At 69.0% G+C, this 15570-nt stretch carries 20 protein-coding genes; all 20 read left to right on the top strand.

Annotated elements, in window-relative coordinates:
* Positions 1–53 precede the first annotated feature (53 nt).
* The 20 genes from btc22 (at position 54) to sctC (ending at position 15553) form a co-directional block, all read left to right on the top strand.
* Positions 54–353 carry a Btc22 family type III secretion system chaperone gene (btc22, locus tag A6745_RS13875; protein WP_066127996.1) on the top strand — a complete coding sequence of 100 codons (300 nt, stop codon included), beginning with the start codon at positions 54–56 and terminating at the stop codon, positions 351–353.
* A 42-nt stretch (positions 354–395) separates the two neighbouring features.
* The gene (locus tag A6745_RS13870) at positions 396–896 is read left to right on the top strand and encodes a SycD/LcrH family type III secretion system chaperone (protein ID WP_082853058.1); all 501 of its coding nucleotides are present in this window, start codon (positions 396–398) and stop codon (positions 894–896) included.
* A gap of 72 nt (positions 897–968) precedes the next feature.
* Positions 969–1907, top strand: coding sequence for a type III secretion system translocon subunit SctB (sctB, locus tag A6745_RS13865; protein ID WP_082853057.1), 939 nt, complete (start codon positions 969–971; stop codon positions 1905–1907).
* A gap of 20 nt (positions 1908–1927) precedes the next feature.
* On the top strand, positions 1928–3142 hold the full coding sequence (sctE, locus tag A6745_RS13860) for a type III secretion system translocon subunit SctE (RefSeq protein ID WP_082853056.1): 1215 nt from the start codon (positions 1928–1930) through the stop codon (positions 3140–3142).
* 24 nt (positions 3143–3166) lie between these two features.
* Positions 3167–3646: a SycD/LcrH family type III secretion system chaperone gene (locus tag A6745_RS13855; RefSeq protein ID WP_066127993.1), complete on the top strand. Its 480-nt coding sequence runs from the start codon at positions 3167–3169 to the stop codon at positions 3644–3646.
* Between the two features lie 9 nt (positions 3647–3655).
* Complete coding sequence (locus A6745_RS13850) at positions 3656–4132, top strand: hypothetical protein (protein ID WP_066127992.1); 477 nt, start codon at positions 3656–3658, stop codon at positions 4130–4132.
* Positions 4133–4139: 7 nt separating this feature from the next.
* Complete coding sequence (sctI, locus tag A6745_RS13845; RefSeq protein ID WP_066127990.1) at positions 4140–4574, top strand: type III secretion system inner rod subunit SctI; 435 nt, start codon at positions 4140–4142, stop codon at positions 4572–4574.
* The gene (gene sctJ, locus A6745_RS13840) at positions 4574–5422 is read left to right on the top strand and encodes a type III secretion system inner membrane ring lipoprotein SctJ (RefSeq protein WP_082853055.1); all 849 of its coding nucleotides are present in this window, start codon (positions 4574–4576) and stop codon (positions 5420–5422) included. The genes sctI and sctJ overlap by 1 nt, the downstream gene beginning before the upstream one ends.
* Positions 5419–6087, top strand: a complete 669-nt coding sequence (locus A6745_RS13835) for a SctK family type III secretion system sorting platform protein (protein ID WP_066127987.1) — start codon at positions 5419–5421, stop codon at positions 6085–6087. The genes sctJ and A6745_RS13835 overlap by 4 nt, the downstream gene beginning before the upstream one ends.
* On the top strand, positions 6057–6695 hold the full coding sequence (locus tag A6745_RS13830; protein ID WP_066127985.1) for an HrpE/YscL family type III secretion apparatus protein: 639 nt from the start codon (positions 6057–6059) through the stop codon (positions 6693–6695). The genes A6745_RS13835 and A6745_RS13830 overlap by 31 nt, the downstream gene beginning before the upstream one ends.
* Positions 6696–6704: 9 nt before the next feature.
* Positions 6705–8042 carry a type III secretion system ATPase SctN gene (gene sctN / locus A6745_RS13825; RefSeq protein WP_066127983.1) on the top strand — a complete coding sequence of 446 codons (1338 nt, stop codon included), beginning with the start codon at positions 6705–6707 and terminating at the stop codon, positions 8040–8042.
* Entirely contained in the window at positions 8039–8545 is a 507-nt protein-coding gene (locus A6745_RS13820) for a type III secretion protein (RefSeq protein WP_066127981.1), read from the top strand. The genes sctN and A6745_RS13820 overlap by 4 nt, the downstream gene beginning before the upstream one ends.
* Before the next feature lie 67 nt (positions 8546–8612).
* Positions 8613–9233 (top strand): hypothetical protein, encoded by a 621-nt coding sequence (locus A6745_RS13815; protein ID WP_066127980.1) that lies wholly within the window; start codon positions 8613–8615, stop codon positions 9231–9233.
* A 24-nt stretch (positions 9234–9257) separates the two neighbouring features.
* The gene (gene sctQ / locus A6745_RS13810) at positions 9258–10340 is read left to right on the top strand and encodes a type III secretion system cytoplasmic ring protein SctQ (RefSeq protein WP_231885998.1); all 1083 of its coding nucleotides are present in this window, start codon (positions 9258–9260) and stop codon (positions 10338–10340) included.
* 25 nt (positions 10341–10365) lie between these two features.
* Positions 10366–11052 carry a type III secretion system export apparatus subunit SctR gene (gene sctR / locus A6745_RS13805; protein ID WP_066127977.1) on the top strand — a complete coding sequence of 229 codons (687 nt, stop codon included), beginning with the start codon at positions 10366–10368 and terminating at the stop codon, positions 11050–11052.
* Positions 11053–11060: 8 nt separating this feature from the next.
* Positions 11061–11327, top strand: coding sequence for a type III secretion system export apparatus subunit SctS (gene sctS, locus A6745_RS13800; RefSeq protein WP_066127975.1), 267 nt, complete (start codon positions 11061–11063; stop codon positions 11325–11327).
* A 17-nt stretch (positions 11328–11344) separates the two neighbouring features.
* Entirely contained in the window at positions 11345–12145 is an 801-nt protein-coding gene (gene sctT, locus A6745_RS13795; protein ID WP_066127972.1) for a type III secretion system export apparatus subunit SctT, read from the top strand.
* Positions 12142–13191, top strand: a complete 1050-nt coding sequence (gene sctU, locus A6745_RS13790) for a type III secretion system export apparatus subunit SctU (protein WP_066128885.1) — start codon at positions 12142–12144, stop codon at positions 13189–13191. The genes sctT and sctU overlap by 4 nt, the downstream gene beginning before the upstream one ends.
* 4 nt (positions 13192–13195) lie before the next feature.
* Positions 13196–13594, top strand: a complete 399-nt coding sequence (locus A6745_RS13785) for a type III secretion system chaperone family protein (RefSeq protein WP_066127971.1) — start codon at positions 13196–13198, stop codon at positions 13592–13594.
* 69 nt (positions 13595–13663) lie between these two features.
* A complete protein-coding gene (gene sctC / locus A6745_RS13780) occupies positions 13664–15553 on the top strand; it encodes a type III secretion system outer membrane ring subunit SctC (protein WP_082853093.1) in 1890 nt (629 codons plus the stop codon).
* The last annotated feature ends 17 nt before the right edge of the window (positions 15554–15570 follow it).

Genomic DNA, 15570 nt, shown 5'->3' with positions numbered 1-15570 from the left:
GGCCTGCCGGCCAGATTCGGTTTTCAGATCCCTTATCGATATCCAGGAACATCATGTCGCAGAAAACTCCCGAACAGATCATCAGCGAAGCCGAAGCCCTGGTGGCCGAGGCGCAGCGCAGCCTCGACGCCAGCAACGAGTTCTTCCGCTCGCAAGGCCTCGACCCCGAAAAGGCCCGGGCCGTGCTGGCCGGCCAGGTCGGCCCCAAGGAAGCCGCCGAAGCCGAAGCCCAGTTCCGCAAGGACCTGGAGGACATCGACCGCGAAGTCGGCGAGGAACTGGCCCGCGCCAGCTTCGCCAACGCCGCGCGCAGCGGCGGCGGCGGCGCCCGCCGTCCGCGTCCGATGGTCTGAAACGATCCTCTTTCCGCAACCGAGTTCGACAAGGCGAAGATCATGACTGCAAGCCAGGATGCCGGTGCTGAGCTGACCCCGCAGGAAACGGCCAGGATGGTCGATGAACTGGCCGCCCTGTGGCGCAGCGGCGGCACCTTGGGCCAGGCCATGGACATCACCGACGACGAGTGCGAGGCGCTGTACGCGTACGGCCACGCCCTGTACCAGCAGGGCAAGTATTCCGATGCCATGAAGGCGTTCGCCCAGGTGACGGCGTACAACCACATGGACGCGCGCTACCAGATGGCGTTCGGCGGCGCGGCCCAGATGCTGGGCCGCTACGAAGACGCGTTGCGGCAGTACGTGATCGTGACGATGATGCGCCTGGATGATCCGGCGCCGGTGTATCACAGCGCCGAGTGCCTGCTGGCGCTGGGCCGCCTGCCCGAGGCGGCCGAGTCGCTGGCGATGGCGATCGAGCTGTCCCGGGGCGAGGAACACGCCGCGACCCGGGCGCGTGCCTCGGCGATGCTGCAGGCCGTCCGGGCCAGGATGCAATAAAGACGAGAACCAGGCAGGCCGGAGATCGCGGCGGACCCGCGGGCCGGCCGGCATCACAGGAGCCGATCGATCATGAACATCACTTTCAATCCCAGCGCGGGCGGCCTGGCCGGCCTGGCGCCCACCCCTGACATGAGCCCGTCGCAGGCGTCCGCCAAGGACGGCGCGGCGTACCTGATGCTGGACCCCAGCGAGCAGCGCACCGGCGGGGACAGCGATGCCCTGGGCCTGCGGGGCGTGAAGCAGCCCGCCGGCAGCTACACGGCGGGCGCCAGCGATGCTTCTCAGGCGTTGGGCAAACTGGATGTCGAAACGCTGGGCACCGACATCTATTCGGTGATGGCCCTGTTCCAGAAGTGTGCGCAAGAGCAACGCGACGCTGCCCGCCAGGTGCGCGATGCCGACCTCTCCGCGCAGGTCGCCACGCTGAAGAGCGCCGCCCAGGAAATCCGCAACGCCGCGCAGGAGCGCATGGTCGGCGCCATCGTGCAGGGCGCCTTCCAGATCGCCGCCGGCGCCGTGCAGATGGGCGCGGGCATCGCCTCGGGCATCCAGGGCGCGAAAGCGGCGGGGCTGCAACAGAAGGCTTCCGTGGAAACCAAGCAGGCCAGCGGCCTGATGGAAGATGCCGCCGACGCCGGAACCCGCGCGCAGCGGCGCAGCCTGACGGCCGAGGCGGGCACGCATACCGCCAACGCCAAGGGCCTGGAGGCCGACGCCAGCAAGTACGCGAATCGCTCGCAGACCTTGAACGCCACGGGTCCGGCCGCCGGCCAGGTGCTCAATGGCATCGGCACCATCATCAACGCCACCCAGGAACGCAAGGCCGCCGAACACGACGCCAAGCGCGCCGAGCTGGAGGCGCAGGCCAAGGTGCAGGAAGACAGTTCGCAGAAGGCCAACGAACTGATGCAGCAGATGATGGACGTCATCCGCGACGTGCGCGACAAGCTGAGCTCGATCGACCAGTCGCGGCTCGAGACCAACCGCGGCATCGCCCGCAACATCTGACGCCGGGCCGAGGAATCCCCATGAGCTCCATCCAACCGAATTACGGCGGCATGATGCCGCAGATGCCCGCCGGCGCGCAGGCGGATGCGCCGCAACAGGCTGGCCAGGTCGATGGCCTGAAGCTGCTGGCCGAGCTGCAGACCATGGTCGCCCAGCTCGAAAGCGGCAAGGCGCCCGCCACGGGCGAGCGCCTGACCGACGAGCGCGGCGCGCCGGCCATCTCCGAGCCGTCCGCCAGTTTCAATGCCGCCGACATGGTCGACCTGCTGCGCAGCCTCAAGGGCAAGAGCCAGGATGCCCAGTTGGCCGCCGCCCAGAAGGGCCTGGAAAGCGCCCGCGTCAAGGCCGAGAAGAATACCGAGGCCCAGCTCGACAAGATCAAGGACTGGATCGAGAAGTGCAAGGAAGCCGAAGGCAAGGGCCTCCTGGGCAAGATATTCGGCTGGATCGGCAAGATCTTCGCGGCCATCGCGGCGATTGCGGCGGTCGCCATCGCCGCCGTCGCCACCGCGGCCACGGGCGGCGCGGCCGCGCCGCTGCTGGCCATGGCGGTCATCGGCGCGGTGGGCGCGACCATTTCGCTGGCCGACCAGATATCGCAGGAGTGCGGCGGCCCCGAGATCAGCATCGGCAATCTGGTGCAGACCATGGTCGGCAAGTTCCTGGAAGCCTGCGGCGTGCCCCCCGAGACCGCCGAGCGCATCGGCCGCGTCATGGGCGGCGTGCTGGCCATCGCCATGCCGGTGATGCTGCTGGTCGAACCGCAACTGCTGGGCGGCATGGCGCAGAACATCGCGCTGCTGGCCGGCGCCGACGAACAGACCGCCGGCTACATCGGCATGGCGGTCGGCATCGCGGCGGCCATCACGGCGGGCATCGCCATGGCCGTGGTCAGCGGCGGCGCGGGCGCTGGCACGGCGGCCACCAAGATCGCCAGTTCGCTGGTGGGCGCGGGCGCCCAGATCGTGCAGGGCGCCACCTCGGTGGCCACCGGCGGCCTGAAGATCTCCGAGGCCATCGACAAGCGCGACGCCGAGAACATCATCGCCGACAAGAAAGAACTGGAAGCGGCCATGGTGAAACTGCAGAAGCAGATGGAAGAGGGCCGCGAAGAACTGAAGAAGGTCATCCAGCAGATCGAGGAAGGCCTGCAAGCCGTGACCAAGATGATCGCGGGCGCCGCCGACAGCATGGCCCAGGTCACGTCCAACATTGGCAAGCGCGCGGCGGTCTGATACCGGCGCGCACAGGAGATACGCATGTCCCAGACCGCTACCGTCCAGCGCAGCGAATTCGGCGAGAAACTCTACGAAGGCCTGCAGGCGCTGCCGTCCAGCCGGCGTTTCACGGCCGAGCAGCTCGAGGTCATCTACGCGCTGGCCTATGCCCAGGTCACCCAGGGCAAGTACGCCGAGGCCCTGCCGGTGTTTTCCATCCTGTCCACCTACGGTCCCACGCGCAAGCACTACATGATGGGCCTGGCGCTGTGCCTGCAGATGTGCGCCCGCTACGAAGAGGCGGTGCGAATCTATTCCGCCGTGGGCACGCTGTTCCCCGAAGGCCCCGAGGCCTCGCTGGGCGTGGCCGAATGCCTGCTGGCGCTGGGCCTGACGGCCGACGCCGTGCAGGAGCTGGAGCTGGCGCTGCGCTATACCGCCGAAGCGGGCGGCTATCCCGAGGCGCGGAAGCGCGCGCAGGCCTTGCTGGAACTGACGCGCCGCGAGGCGGTAACCGGATGATCGCGCTTCATGTCCGATAGCGCCCGACCGGCTTCGCCCACGGAGCAGACGGCCGTCTCGCAAGAGACGGCTTTTGTGCTTGATGCGGACGAGGCGCGCCTGCTGACCGAAGTCGGCATGCTGGCGGCCCGCGCGGGCGACCTCGCGCGCGCCGACGCCATCTTCAACGGCCTGCGCGCCGTGCGTCCGGGGCGCGCATATCCATATATCGGCCTGGCCCTGGCGCGCATCGCCCGGGGCCGCGCCGACGAAGCGGTGCAACTGCTCGAGCATGCCGTCCTGGCCGACGACGCCGAGCGTGCCCAGGCCCAGGCCTGGCGCGGCCTGGCGTTGCAACTGGCCGGCCGTGCCGCCGAAAGCCGCAAGGTGCTGCAGGACGCCGCGGCCCAGCCCAACGAGGGCGGAGCGCTGGCGCGCAGTTTGCTAGGACTGGGCGAGGACGCGGCTAGAATGCCCGCCGGTCTCGCCCCCACTGTGAAGGAATAGGGAAACCATGGAAATCGCCGCGCTTTCCGCCGCCCTGGCGGCGCCGCTGACCACACCCGCGCCGGCCGTCGCGCCCACGGCGCAAGCCACCGAGCGGTTCAACGCGTTGATGAGCGCTCCCGAAGTGGGCGCCACCCCCGCGCCCGAGCTGACGGGCGTGCAGGCTGCCTTGCAGTCCGCCTTCGCCGTCGATGGGGCCGCGCCCAGCCTGCCTTCGCTGGGCAGCCAGATCCTGTCCAGTCTGCAAGGCACCGCCGCTGATTTCTCGCAGCGCTGGCAAGGCATTTCAGCGGGCCTGGACCAGATGGCCACCGCGCCCAACATCAGCGACATGCTGCGCGTGCAGGGCGAGATGCTGCAGGTATCGGTGCAGTACGAGCTGGTGGGCAAGGCGGTCTCGCGCACCACGCAGAACATCGATACGCTGGTCAGGATGTCCTGATGCACGCCTCGTCGCTTTCCCTTCTGGCCCCGGCTCCGTGGTTCCGGCGCTCGCTGCGCGTGGCGTGCGCAGGTCTTCTGATCGTGTTGCTGGCTGCCTGCGGTTCGCGCGTCACGCTGTTCTCGGCCTCCACCGAGGGCGAGGCCAACGAGTTGCTGTCGGTGCTGCTCGATTCGGGCATCCACGCCGAGAAGACCGCCACCAAAGAGGGCGTGTCGATCTCGGTCGACGGCGCCCAGGTGGCCCGCGCCCTCGACATCCTGCGCGCGCGCGGCCTGCCGCGCGAACGCTTCGACGGCATGGGCCAGATCTTCCGCAAGGAAGGCCTGGTGTCCTCGCCGCTGGAGGAGCGCGCCCGCTACATCTACGCGCTGTCGCAGGAACTCACCAATACCCTGTCTCAGATGGACGGCGTGCTGGCCGCGCGCGTGCACGTGGTGCTGCCCGAGCGCGGCGGCGTGGGCGAGACCACGTCTCCGTCGACCGCCGCCGTGTTCATCAAGCACCAGGCCGGCTACAACCTGGACACGCTGCAACCGCAGATCCGCAAGCTGGTCACGCACGCCATCCCCGGCCTGACCGAAGACCGCGTGTCGATCGCGCTGGTGTCCGCGCAGCCGCCCTCCCACGTGCAGAACGCGCCCACGCTGTCCAGCGTGCTGGGCCTGCAGGTCGATAGCGGCTCGGCCAACGGCCTGGCCATGCTGTTGGGCATCCTGATCCTGCTGATCGTGCTGCTGGCGGCCACGGTGGGCTGGATGGTCTGGCGCATGGGCCTGCCATTCGGCGCGCGCGCGGTCTCCAAGGGTCGCCGCGAACCGGGCCGGCCCGAAGGCCAGTCGGCATGAGTCCGCAAGGCCGTCCGCCGATCGAGGCCGCCGCCGTGTTCGGCGCGCGGCTGGTCGAGTTCAACCTGCTGCCCAGCCGTACGCTGCATCCCAGCCGGGATGCGGATTACGATGCGGCGCCGGCGGGAGCCTTTCCCGCGCCCTTGCAGGCCGCCTGGCATCGCCAGCGTTCGGCGCAGATCCTGCGCCGTCTCGATCTGCACGAGCGGCCCGTACACGACGCCAGCCGGCCCGAACTGGCCCTGGCGCTGCTTCCCCCCGATCCGCTGGCGCGCTGCGCCCTGTGGCTGGGGGTGGCATTGTGCGGCGCGCGGCTGCGCCGCGCCATCGCGGGCGCTGAAGTGCGCCGCTTCATCGATGGCCTGGGCGACGCCGCCCTGGCTTTCGCGCGCCAGTCCGCGCCCGGCCTGCATCCCGGCATCGCCGGATGCGAGGCCTTCAGCGCCGACGAGACCGTGGAGGCCGTGCGGCGCCTGGGCCGCGCCACGCTGATGCAGGCCCTGCACGGCGGCGGCCCCGAAGTGGCGCTGCGCGCCGAACTGAAACTGTCCGCCGGCCCGGCCGGCGACGCGCCCTTGCCCGCCGCTGCCTCGCTGGCGTTGGCGCTGGGCGTCCTCAAGCTGACCGAACCGACATGGCATTCGTCCTTCCCCGCGATTCACTGACGCCGCGCCGCCTGGCGGCCAGCGTCGATCCCGGCGTGCGCGTCCTGCGCGCGCGGGACCACGCCGCGCTGACCGACGCGCAGGCGTTGCTGGACAACGCCCACGACCAGGCCGAAGCCATCCTGGCAGGGGCGCAGGCCGCCTTCGAGGCCGAACAGCGGCGCGGTTATGCCGACGGCCGCGAGCAGGCCCTGCTGGACCAGGCCGAGAAGATGATCGAGACCGTCGGCCGCACGGTGGAATACTTCGCCGGCGTCGAGAACGAGATGGTCGACCTGGTGATGCTGGCGGTGCGCAAGGTGGTCGACGGCTTCGACGACCGCGAGAAGGTGATGATCGTGGTGCGCAACGCGCTGGCCGTGGTGCGCAACCAGAAACAGATGACGTTGCGCCTGCATCCCGACGAGGTCGAGGACGTGCGCGAGCGCATCAACGACCTGCTGGCGGCCTATCCCGGCGTGGGCTACCTGGACATCCTGGCCGACGGCCGCCTGGGTCGCGGCGCATGCATTCTCGAAAGCGAGATCGGCATGGTCGAAGCCAGCCTGGAAGGCCAGATCGAGGCCCTGCGCCGCGCCTTCCAGCGCACGCTGGGCAGCCGGGTGTAAGCGCAACCCATGCGGCAATTCGACTACATCACCGAAATGATGGAGATGGCGCTGCAGGACACGTCGACCTTGCGCATCAAGGGACGCGTCACGCAGGTCATCGGCACCATCATCAAGGCCGTGGTGCCCACCGTGAAGGTGGGCGAGGTCTGCATCCTGCGCAATCCGGGCGAAGACTTCGAGATGAAGGGCGAGGTCGTCGGCTTCGCGCGCGACGCGGCGCTGCTCACGCCCATCGGCGACATGTACGGCATCTCGTCGGCGACCGAAGTCATTCCCACCGGACGCGCCCACATGGTGCCGGTGGGCAACGGCCTGCTGGGCCGCGTGCTCGACGGCCTGGGCCGTCCGCTGGACGAGGCCGAGCTGGGACCGCTGGAGGCCAGCAAGTTCTATCCGGTGTTCGCCGAGGCGCCGGACCCGCTGACGCGCCGCATCATCAAGGATCCGCTCGAACTGGGCGTGCGCGCGCTGGATGGCGTGCTGACCTGTGGCGAAGGCCAGCGCATGGGCATCTTCGCGGCGGCCGGCGGCGGCAAGTCCACGCTGATGGGCATGCTGGTCAAGGGCGCCGACGTGGACGTGACCGTGGTGGCGCTGATCGGCGAACGCGGCCGCGAAGTGCGCGAGTTCCTCGAACACGAACTGGGACCGGAAGGCCGCCGCAAGAGCGTGATCGTCTGCGCCACCAGCGACAAGTCGTCGATGGAGCGGGCCAAGGCCGCCTACGTGGCCACCGCCATCGCCGAGTACTTCCGCGACCAGGGCAAGCGCGTGCTGTTCCTGATGGACTCGGTGACGCGTTTTGCGCGCGCCCAGCGCGAGATCGGCCTGGCGGCCGGCGAACCGCCCACGCGGCGCGGCTATCCGCCGTCGGTGTTCGCCACGCTGCCCAAGCTGATGGAGCGCGTGGGCATGAACCAGCATGGTTCCATCACCGCGCTGTATACCGTGCTGGTCGAGGGCGACGACATGACCGAGCCCATCGCCGACGAGACGCGCTCCATCCTGGACGGCCACATCGTGCTGTCGCGCCGCCTGGCCGCGGCCAACCACTATCCCGCCATCGACGTCCTGGCTTCGGCCAGCCGCGTCATGAACGCGGTGATCACGCCCGACCACAAGAAACTGGCCGGCCGCATCCGCGAACTGATGGCCAAGTACCAGGAAGTCGAACTGCTGGTGAAGATCGGCGAATACAAGCGCGGCGGCGACGCCGTCACCGACGAGGCCATCGACAAGATCGACGCCATCAACACCTTCCTGAAGCAACGCACCGACGAGCGCACCTCCTTGCCGCAGGCCCTGGAACGCATGGCCGCCATCGCGGGGGTGAATAAGTCATGAGCGTCTTCGACGAGCTGCTGGCGATCAAGCGTTTTCGCGAAGGCCAGGCCGAGCTGGCCGTGGCGCGCCAGCGCCAACTGTACGCCCGGGCCGAGGACGCCCAGGCGCAGGCTGAAGACCAGTTGCTGAAATACAAGGACTGGGCCAGACAGCGCGAGAACGACATGTACGGCGACCTGTGCAGCCGCACGGTGCGCGTGCGCGAAATCGAGGACGTGCTGGCCGGCGTGGCCGATCTGCGCCAGGGCGAGCAGCGCCAGCACGAGCAGGTGGCGGCGGCGCGCAAGCACGTCGAGCGCGAGGCCGATGCCCTGGCCGCGCGCCGTGTCGACCACCGCACCGCCAGCCGCATGACCGAGAAATTCGTCGAGCTGGCCCGGATGCACCTGGAAGCGCACCTGAAGGAACTGGAGCGCAAGGAAGACCTGGAAATGGAAGAGGCCGCCTCGGTGGCGCGCGACCGCGAGGACTGGGAGTCGCACGAGGAGTACGAACCCTCATGAGCCGCTCCCTCCGCCGCGCCGCCCTGTCCGCCGGGATGCCCGCCTTCCTTGACTGGAGGATGACGCCGTGAGCATCGACCGCCGCATCGACCTGCATACGTCGGTCGCGCAGCAGGACCTTTCCGACCTGGCGCAATCCGATCCCGGCCTGCGCCGCAACGCGTCCGACGCCGACAGGCAGGCTTTCGAGCGTGCGCTGGCGCAGCCGCAGGACGAATCCGCCGACGAAGGCGACCGCAAGCCCTCGCCGCGCCAGGACCCCGATGCGATACCGCGTCCGTTCGGGCTGTTCGCCGCGGGCGTGCCGTCTGCGATGCCGGCCGATGCCGCGTCGGCGGGCGGCGAGGTCGCCGCGTTCCTGAGCCGGGATCTGGCCGAGGCCGCCGACCGCCTGCTGGTGGGCGACGGCAGCAGCGGACGGCGCGAGGTCCGCTTTGAACTGAAGAGCGACGTGCTGCCGGGCGTGACGGTTTCCGTCTACCAGGAAGCCGGCTGCGTAGTGGCTGCCTTCGCCTGCGCCAGCGAGGCCTCGCGCGAGAAGCTCTGCGCCGCCGCGCCGGGCCTGGCGGCCGAGCTGGCCCAGTCGCTGGGCCGCGCCTGCCTGGTGCGCGTGACCACCGACGATCCCGAAGACCCTTGCCTGTTCGAGGTCGCGGGCGGCGCTCCGTCGGGCGGCGCCGCGCCCTGAAATGACTCTGACACGATGGATTCCATGATTCCCGTTTTGGCCCAACCCGCGATCCTGCCGCGCCTGAGCGCGAACGAGGCTCGCGCCCTGACGTTGATCGCGCGCCATGGCGCGGACTTCGGCGTCGAGCTGCCGCCCGCCGACGGCGCGGCGGCCGATGCCGCGCCCGCCTCATGGCGCGTCGGTTTCACCGCCGGCGCGGTGGACGCGCTGCGGCAGGCGGCCGATTGGCGTACCGGCATCGAATGGGCCGGCGCCACGCTGCGCCTGTCCCTGCCGCGCAATGCGCCCGATGCCTGGCTGGCCGCGCGCGTGCCCGCGCTGGCGCCGGGGCCGCTGCCCCAGTCGCTGCGTGCCGCCGCGCTGGAAACCCTGCTGTCCGAGATCGTCGCCGCGCTGACGCGCGTGTCGCCGGGCGGCCCCGCCTACGTGCGCCCCTTGCCGGAAAGCGATGCCGCCCCGCTGCCGCACGTGTGGACGTTGACGCTGCGCGCCGCCGCCACGGGCGAGGTCTGCTATGCGGTGCTGGAGGCCGATGGCCTGGGCCTGATGCTGCTGGCCAGCCTGATCGCCGGGACCACGCCCGCCGCCAATGCGCTGGACACCGACGCCTTGCCCGTCACGCTGCGCGCCGTGCTGGGCGCGCTGACGCTGCCTGCCGCCGAACTGCGCACGCTGCGGCCGCGCGACGTGCTGCTGCTGGACGAATACCTGGTCGGGGCGCAGGGCGAACTATGGCTCGCCATTGCGCAAGGCCAGGGCCTGCGCGTGCGCGCCGAACAATCCACCTACATCGTCACCCAAGGCTGGACCTCCGTCATGACCCAGACCCCCACCCCCCCGGACGCGGCCGCCGCGCAGGCAGCCGAGCCGCTGGATCTCGATTCCATCCCCGTGCGCCTGAGCTTCGACCTGGGCGACCGCACCCTGACGCTGGCCGAACTGCGCCGCCTGCAGCCCGGCGAGACCTTCGACCTGCAGCGCCCGCTGGCCGATGGCCCCGTCATGATCCGCGCCAACGGCGCCCTGCTGGGCACCGGCACGCTGGTCGAGGTCGATGGCCGCGTCGGCGTCACCATCGCCACGCTGGGCAGGGAACCGGCATGATCGTCCTCAACGAGAGAGCCGCGCCATGACCGGCTTCGATCCCGTCAGCCTGGCCGTCATCCTGGCGATGCTGGCGCTGGTGCCGCTGGCCGCCGTGATGACGACCTCGTTCCTGAAGATCGCCATCGTGCTGTCCCTGGTGCGCAACGCCATCGGCGTGCAGCAGGTGCCGCCCAACATCGCGCTGTACGGCCTGGCGCTGATCCTGTCCGTCTATGTGATGGGCCCGGTGGTCATGGAAGTCGGCGGCGAACTCAAGGCCGTCAGCCAGCAGCAGCGCGCCCCCGACCCGCTCCAGCCCGGCGTGCCGCCGCCCGACCGCATGGGCGCCGTCATCGAGGCCGTCTCGCGCGGCATCGAGCCGCTGCGCGGCTTCATGCAGAAGAACAGCCGTCCCGAGCAGCGCGATTTCTTCATGCGCACCGCTCGCCACCTGTGGGGCGAGGAGCAGGCGCGCGACCTGAAGGAGAACGATTTCCTGGTGCTGATACCGGCCTTCCTGGTGTCCGAGCTGTCGGCCGCGTTCCAGATCGGCTTCCTGCTGTACCTGCCTTTCGTGGTGATCGACCTGATCGTGTCCAACATCCTGCTGGCCATGGGCATGATGATGGTGTCGCCCGTGACGATCTCGCTGCCGCTCAAGCTGTTCCTTTTCGTCATGGTCGATGGCTGGACCCGGCTGATACAGGGCCTGGTCCTGTCGTACGGATAGGAGGCGGCATGCAGAACATCGACGTCGTCTCCTACATGACCCAGGCGCTGTACCTGGTGCTTTGGCTGTCCCTGCCGCCCATCGCGGTGGCCGCCATCGTGGGCACGCTGTTCTCGCTGTTCCAGGCGCTGACGCAGATCCAGGAGCAGACGCTGTCCTTCGCGGTCAAGCTGATCGCCGTTTTCGCCACGTTGCTGCTGACCGCTCCCTGGATCAGCGGCGAACTCTACAACTACACCATTTCGGTGTTCGACCTCTTTTACAAAATCCACTGAGGCGGACGCGGAACGAAATGATCTCGGGCGTTACCTACGCGGAAGCGAACACTTTCATGGCCACGCTGGCGCTGACGCAACCGCGCATCCTGGCGATGTGCGCCATGCTGCCGCTGTTCAACCGCCAGCTGCTGCCGGGCCTGCTGCGCTACGCGGTGGGCGCCGGCCTCGGCCTGATCCTGGTTCCCGCGCTGGCGCCCGGCTATGCCGCGCTGGACCTGAACTGGCTCGACATCGTGCTGGTGGTGGTCAAGGAAGTGTTCGTGGGGCTGGTGCTGGGCTTTCTGGTGGCCATTCCGTTCTGGATCTTCGAGGCCGTGGGCTTCGTCATCGACAACCAGCGCGGGGCCAGCCTGGGGGCCGTGATCAACCCGGGCACGGGCAACGACTCGTCGCCGCTGGGCATCCTGTTCAACCAGGCGTTCATGGTGTTCTTTCTGGTCGGGGGCGGCTTTTCCCTGATGCTGACGATGCTGTACGACAGCTTCCGCTTGTGGGATCTCTGGCATTGGACGCCCGCGCTGCAGCGCGAGAGCATCCCGCTGCTGCTCGACCAGCTCAGCCGCATGGCCAGGCTGGTGCTGCTGTTCGCCGCGCCGGCCATCGTCGCCATGTTCCTGGCCGAGCTGGGCCTGGCGCTGGTCAGCCGTTTCGCGCCGCAGTTGCAGGTGTTCTTCCTGGCCATGCCCATCAAGAGCGCGCTGGCCTTCCTGGTGCTGGTGCTCTACATGAGCCCGCTGTTCGACTACGCAGGCGAGGCCACGCGCGGCATCGGCGGCATCCTGCCGTTCCTCGACAGCCAATGGCGGGCGCCATGAGCGGCGAAAAGACCGAACAGCCAACCGCCAAGCGCCTGCGCGAGTCCCGCCAGAAAGGGGACGTCGCGCACAGCAAGGATTTCACCCAGACGCTGCTGGTGCTGGCGCTGTTCGGCTACATGCTGGCCAACGCCAAGAACATCATCGAGTCGCTGGGCAGGCTGATGCTGGTGCCCTCCACGCTGGTCGGCATGCCGTTCGATGCCGCCCTGAAGACCGCGCTGGACGCGTCGCTGCGCGAAGGCATCGGCCTGGTGCTGCCCTTCCTGCTGATCGTGCTGCTGGTCGGCATGTTCTCCGAGTTCCTGCAGGTGGGCATCGTGCTGGCGTTCGAGAAGCTCAAGCCGTCTGGCAAGAAGCTCGACGTCATGAGCAATCTGAAGAACATGTTCTCGAAGAAGAACCTGGTCGAGCTGCTGAAATCCATCATCAAGATCGCGTTCCTGTCGGTGCTGGTGGTGTTCGTGGTGCGCGACGCGCTGCCCGAGTTGATGTCCGTGCCGCATAGCGGCCTGGCGGGCCTGCAGACCGGCGTGGGCGGCATGCTGCGCACGCTGCTGGTCAACGTGGCCCTGGCCTACGTCATCATTTCGCTGGCCGACTTCGTCTGGCAGCGCATGCAGTACCGCAAGGGGCTGATGATGAGCAAGGAAGAGGTCAAGCAGGAATACAAGGAAAGCGAAGGCGATCCGCACATCAAGCACAAGCGCAAGCACCTGCACCAGGAAATGGTGATGAGCGGCGCCGTTCACAGCGCCCGCAAGGCCTCGGTCGTGGTCACCAACCCGACCCACCTCGCCATCGCGCTGTACTACGAACCCGACCAGACGCCCTTGCCGCTGGTGCTGGCCAAGGGCGAAGGCTACCTGGCCGAGCAGATGATGCGGGCCGCCCGCGAGGCCGGCGTGCCGGTGATGCAGAACATCCCGCTGGCGCATGCGCTGATGGCCAACGCCCAGGCGGACCAGTACATCCCCACCGAACTGATCGAACCCGTGGCCGAGGTGTTGCGCCTGGTGCGCAAGCTGGCCGCTTCCGAGGAATGACGCCATGTCAGCCATCCCCCATCCCCTGATCGCGCGCTACCTGGCGCGCCACGCGATTCCCGACGCGCTGCGCACCGATGGCCGCGCCACGTTGACGATCGACGACAAGTACCGCGTTCACCTGCAAGGCGCGCGCAACGGCTGGCTGGCGATTTCCGCGCGGCTGTGCGCCTTGCCGCCCGCGGGCAGCGCGCGCGAGGACTTCATCGCCGGCCTGGGCAAGCAGGCCGGCGGAATGCTCGCCGGCCACGCGTCGGCCTGCGTGATCGATCCGGCCGAAGAGGCCCTGTGGCTGCAGCAGATGGTGCGCCCCGACAGCAGCGAGATCGAGGTGGACGAGGCCGTCGGCCAGTTCGCCAACGCGCTGTCTTTCTGGACCGGCGCGGTCAAGCGGGCGGCCTGAACCAAAGCATGCATTGAGGAGAGTCAGTTGAAGCGGATCATCCTGGCGGGCGCCCTGTCGCTGGCATTGATGGGAGCGGCCGATGCCGCGCCCAACTGGCCCAGCGCCCCCTACACCTACTACGCCAAGAGCGAGAGCCTGCAGAGCGTGCTGCGCCAGTTCGCCAGCGGCTTCAGCCTGTCGCTGCAGATGGGGCCGGAGGTCACGGGCGTGGTCAACGGCAACTTCAACGCCAGCACGCCCACCGAGTTCATGGACCGGCTGGGCGGCGTGTACGGCTTCAACTGGTTCGTGTATTCGGGCACGCTGTTCATCAGCCGCACCAGCGACATGAGCACGCGCTCGGTCAGCGCCATGGGCAGCTCGATCACCGCGCTGCGCGGCGCGCTGCTGCAGCTTGGCGTGCTGGACCCGCGCTTCGGCTGGGGTGAACTGCCCGACCAGGGCATCGCGCTGGTGTCGGGCCCGCCGGCCTACGTCAACCTGGTCGAACGCACCGTGGCGGCGTTGCCGCTGGGCGCGGGCGGCCAGCAGGTGGCGGTGTTCCGCCTGAAGCACGCCACGGTCAACGACCGCACCGTCAGCTATCGCGACCAGTCGGTGATCACGCCCGGCATGGCCACCGTGCTGCGCAACCTGATCCTGGGCAACGGCGGCGGCAACAACAACGAAACGCTGTCGGCCATCGCCGCGCCGCTGCGCGACAACCCGCCGGCCTTTCCCGGCACGCCCGCCCAGGAAGGCCCGGGCGGCGCCATCGCCGGCGGTCCCGCGGCCACGGCGGCCGCTGCCGCGAGCGACGGTTCGCGCGGCGGCCGGCGCGGCGCCGGCCTGCGCCTGCGCGAACCCACGGTGCAGGCCGATCCGCGCCTGAACGCCATCATCGTGCAGGACATTCCCGATCGCATCCCCATCTACAAGGCGCTGATCGACCAGCTCGACGTGCCCAGCACGCTGATCGAGATCGAGGCGATGATCGTCGACGTCAACTCGGATCTGGTCAACGAGCTGGGCGTGCAGTGGGGCGCGCGCGCCGGCAGCACGTCGGCGGGCTATGGCAATCTGGGCCTGTCCACCTCCGGCGGCTTGCCGCTGGAGTCGGGCGCGGCCATCTCGCCGGGCACCATCGGCATCAGTATCGGCAATTCGCTGGCCGCGCGCGTGCGCGCCCTGCAGACGCGTGGACAGGCCAACATCCTGTCGCAGCCATCGATCCTGACGGCCGACAACCTGGGGTCGCTGATCGACATCTCCGATACGTTCTACATCCAGACCACGGGTGAACGCGTGGCCACCGTCACGCCCATCACCGTGGGCACCTCGCTGCGCGTCACGCCGCGCTACATCGAAGGCAAATCGCGCCGAGAAGTGGAATTGGCCGTCGACATCGAGGACGGCCGCATCCAGGACGAACGCCTGGTGGGCGACCTGCCCACGGTGCGCCGCAGCACCATCAGCACGCTGGCCGTGGTCGGCGACGACCAGACCCTGCTGGTGGGCGGCTACAACGCCACGCAGGACAGCGAACAGGTCGACAAAGTCCCGTTCCTGGGCGACATCCCCGGGCTGGGGGCGCTGTTCTCCAGCCGCAGCAAGACCGTGCAGCGCCGCGAACGCCTGTTCCTGCTGCGTCCGCGTGTCGTCGCCATCAATGGCGAGACCGTTGCCGCGCCGCGTGGCCAGTCGCGCGCCGGCCGCGTCATGGACGCGACCTGGGCGCGGGCGGGCGAGAAGCTGACGGCGGGCCAATACCTGGACCTGATGCAGGGCCAGCAGACACGCGTGCAGTTCGAGGCGGCGGCGGTGGGCTCACCGGGCGGACCGGTGCGAGCCTCCGACCACTACATCGAATCGGTGCCCCTGGGACCGGGCCAGGCTCAACCCGTGATGCAGCCAGGCGGTACGGTGCTGCGCGTGGAGACGCCGAACGTGCCCGGTACGGGCCGTGGCGAACCTTGATGGCAAGGCAGGGCCGA

The organism is Bordetella ansorpii, from assembly GCF_900078705.1.
Classification (GTDB): Bacteria; Pseudomonadota; Gammaproteobacteria; order Burkholderiales; family Burkholderiaceae_B; genus Bordetella; species Bordetella ansorpii_A.
Note: the sequence above shows the minus strand (reverse complement) of the source record. Positions and strands in the feature narration are given on the sequence as shown.

What these genes read in the sequence shown, in the direction of transcription:
- btc22 (WP_066127996.1), top strand. Translation starts at nt 54, where the DNA reads ATGTCGCAGAAAACTCCCGAACAGATCATCAGCGAAGCCGAAGCCCTG.
- A6745_RS13870 (WP_082853058.1), top strand. Translation starts at nt 396, where the DNA reads ATGACTGCAAGCCAGGATGCCGGTGCTGAGCTGACCCCGCAGGAAACG.
- sctB (WP_082853057.1), top strand. Translation starts at nt 969, where the DNA reads ATGAACATCACTTTCAATCCCAGCGCGGGCGGCCTGGCCGGCCTGGCG.
- sctE (WP_082853056.1), top strand. Translation starts at nt 1,928, where the DNA reads ATGAGCTCCATCCAACCGAATTACGGCGGCATGATGCCGCAGATGCCC.
- A6745_RS13855 (WP_066127993.1), top strand. Translation starts at nt 3,167, where the DNA reads ATGTCCCAGACCGCTACCGTCCAGCGCAGCGAATTCGGCGAGAAACTC.
- A6745_RS13850 (WP_066127992.1), top strand. Translation starts at nt 3,656, where the DNA reads ATGTCCGATAGCGCCCGACCGGCTTCGCCCACGGAGCAGACGGCCGTC.
- sctI (WP_066127990.1), top strand. Translation starts at nt 4,140, where the DNA reads ATGGAAATCGCCGCGCTTTCCGCCGCCCTGGCGGCGCCGCTGACCACA.
- sctJ (WP_082853055.1), top strand. Translation starts at nt 4,574, where the DNA reads ATGCACGCCTCGTCGCTTTCCCTTCTGGCCCCGGCTCCGTGGTTCCGG.
- A6745_RS13835 (WP_066127987.1), top strand. Translation starts at nt 5,419, where the DNA reads ATGAGTCCGCAAGGCCGTCCGCCGATCGAGGCCGCCGCCGTGTTCGGC.
- A6745_RS13830 (WP_066127985.1), top strand. Translation starts at nt 6,057, where the DNA reads ATGGCATTCGTCCTTCCCCGCGATTCACTGACGCCGCGCCGCCTGGCG.
- sctN (WP_066127983.1), top strand. Translation starts at nt 6,705, where the DNA reads ATGCGGCAATTCGACTACATCACCGAAATGATGGAGATGGCGCTGCAG.
- A6745_RS13820 (WP_066127981.1), top strand. Translation starts at nt 8,039, where the DNA reads ATGAGCGTCTTCGACGAGCTGCTGGCGATCAAGCGTTTTCGCGAAGGC.
- sctQ (WP_231885998.1), top strand. Translation starts at nt 9,258, where the DNA reads ATGATTCCCGTTTTGGCCCAACCCGCGATCCTGCCGCGCCTGAGCGCG.
- sctR (WP_066127977.1), top strand. Translation starts at nt 10,366, where the DNA reads ATGACCGGCTTCGATCCCGTCAGCCTGGCCGTCATCCTGGCGATGCTG.
- sctS (WP_066127975.1), top strand. Translation starts at nt 11,061, where the DNA reads ATGCAGAACATCGACGTCGTCTCCTACATGACCCAGGCGCTGTACCTG.
- sctT (WP_066127972.1), top strand. Translation starts at nt 11,345, where the DNA reads ATGATCTCGGGCGTTACCTACGCGGAAGCGAACACTTTCATGGCCACG.
- sctU (WP_066128885.1), top strand. Translation starts at nt 12,142, where the DNA reads ATGAGCGGCGAAAAGACCGAACAGCCAACCGCCAAGCGCCTGCGCGAG.
- A6745_RS13785 (WP_066127971.1), top strand. Translation starts at nt 13,196, where the DNA reads ATGTCAGCCATCCCCCATCCCCTGATCGCGCGCTACCTGGCGCGCCAC.
- sctC (WP_082853093.1), top strand. Translation starts at nt 13,664, where the DNA reads ATGGGAGCGGCCGATGCCGCGCCCAACTGGCCCAGCGCCCCCTACACC.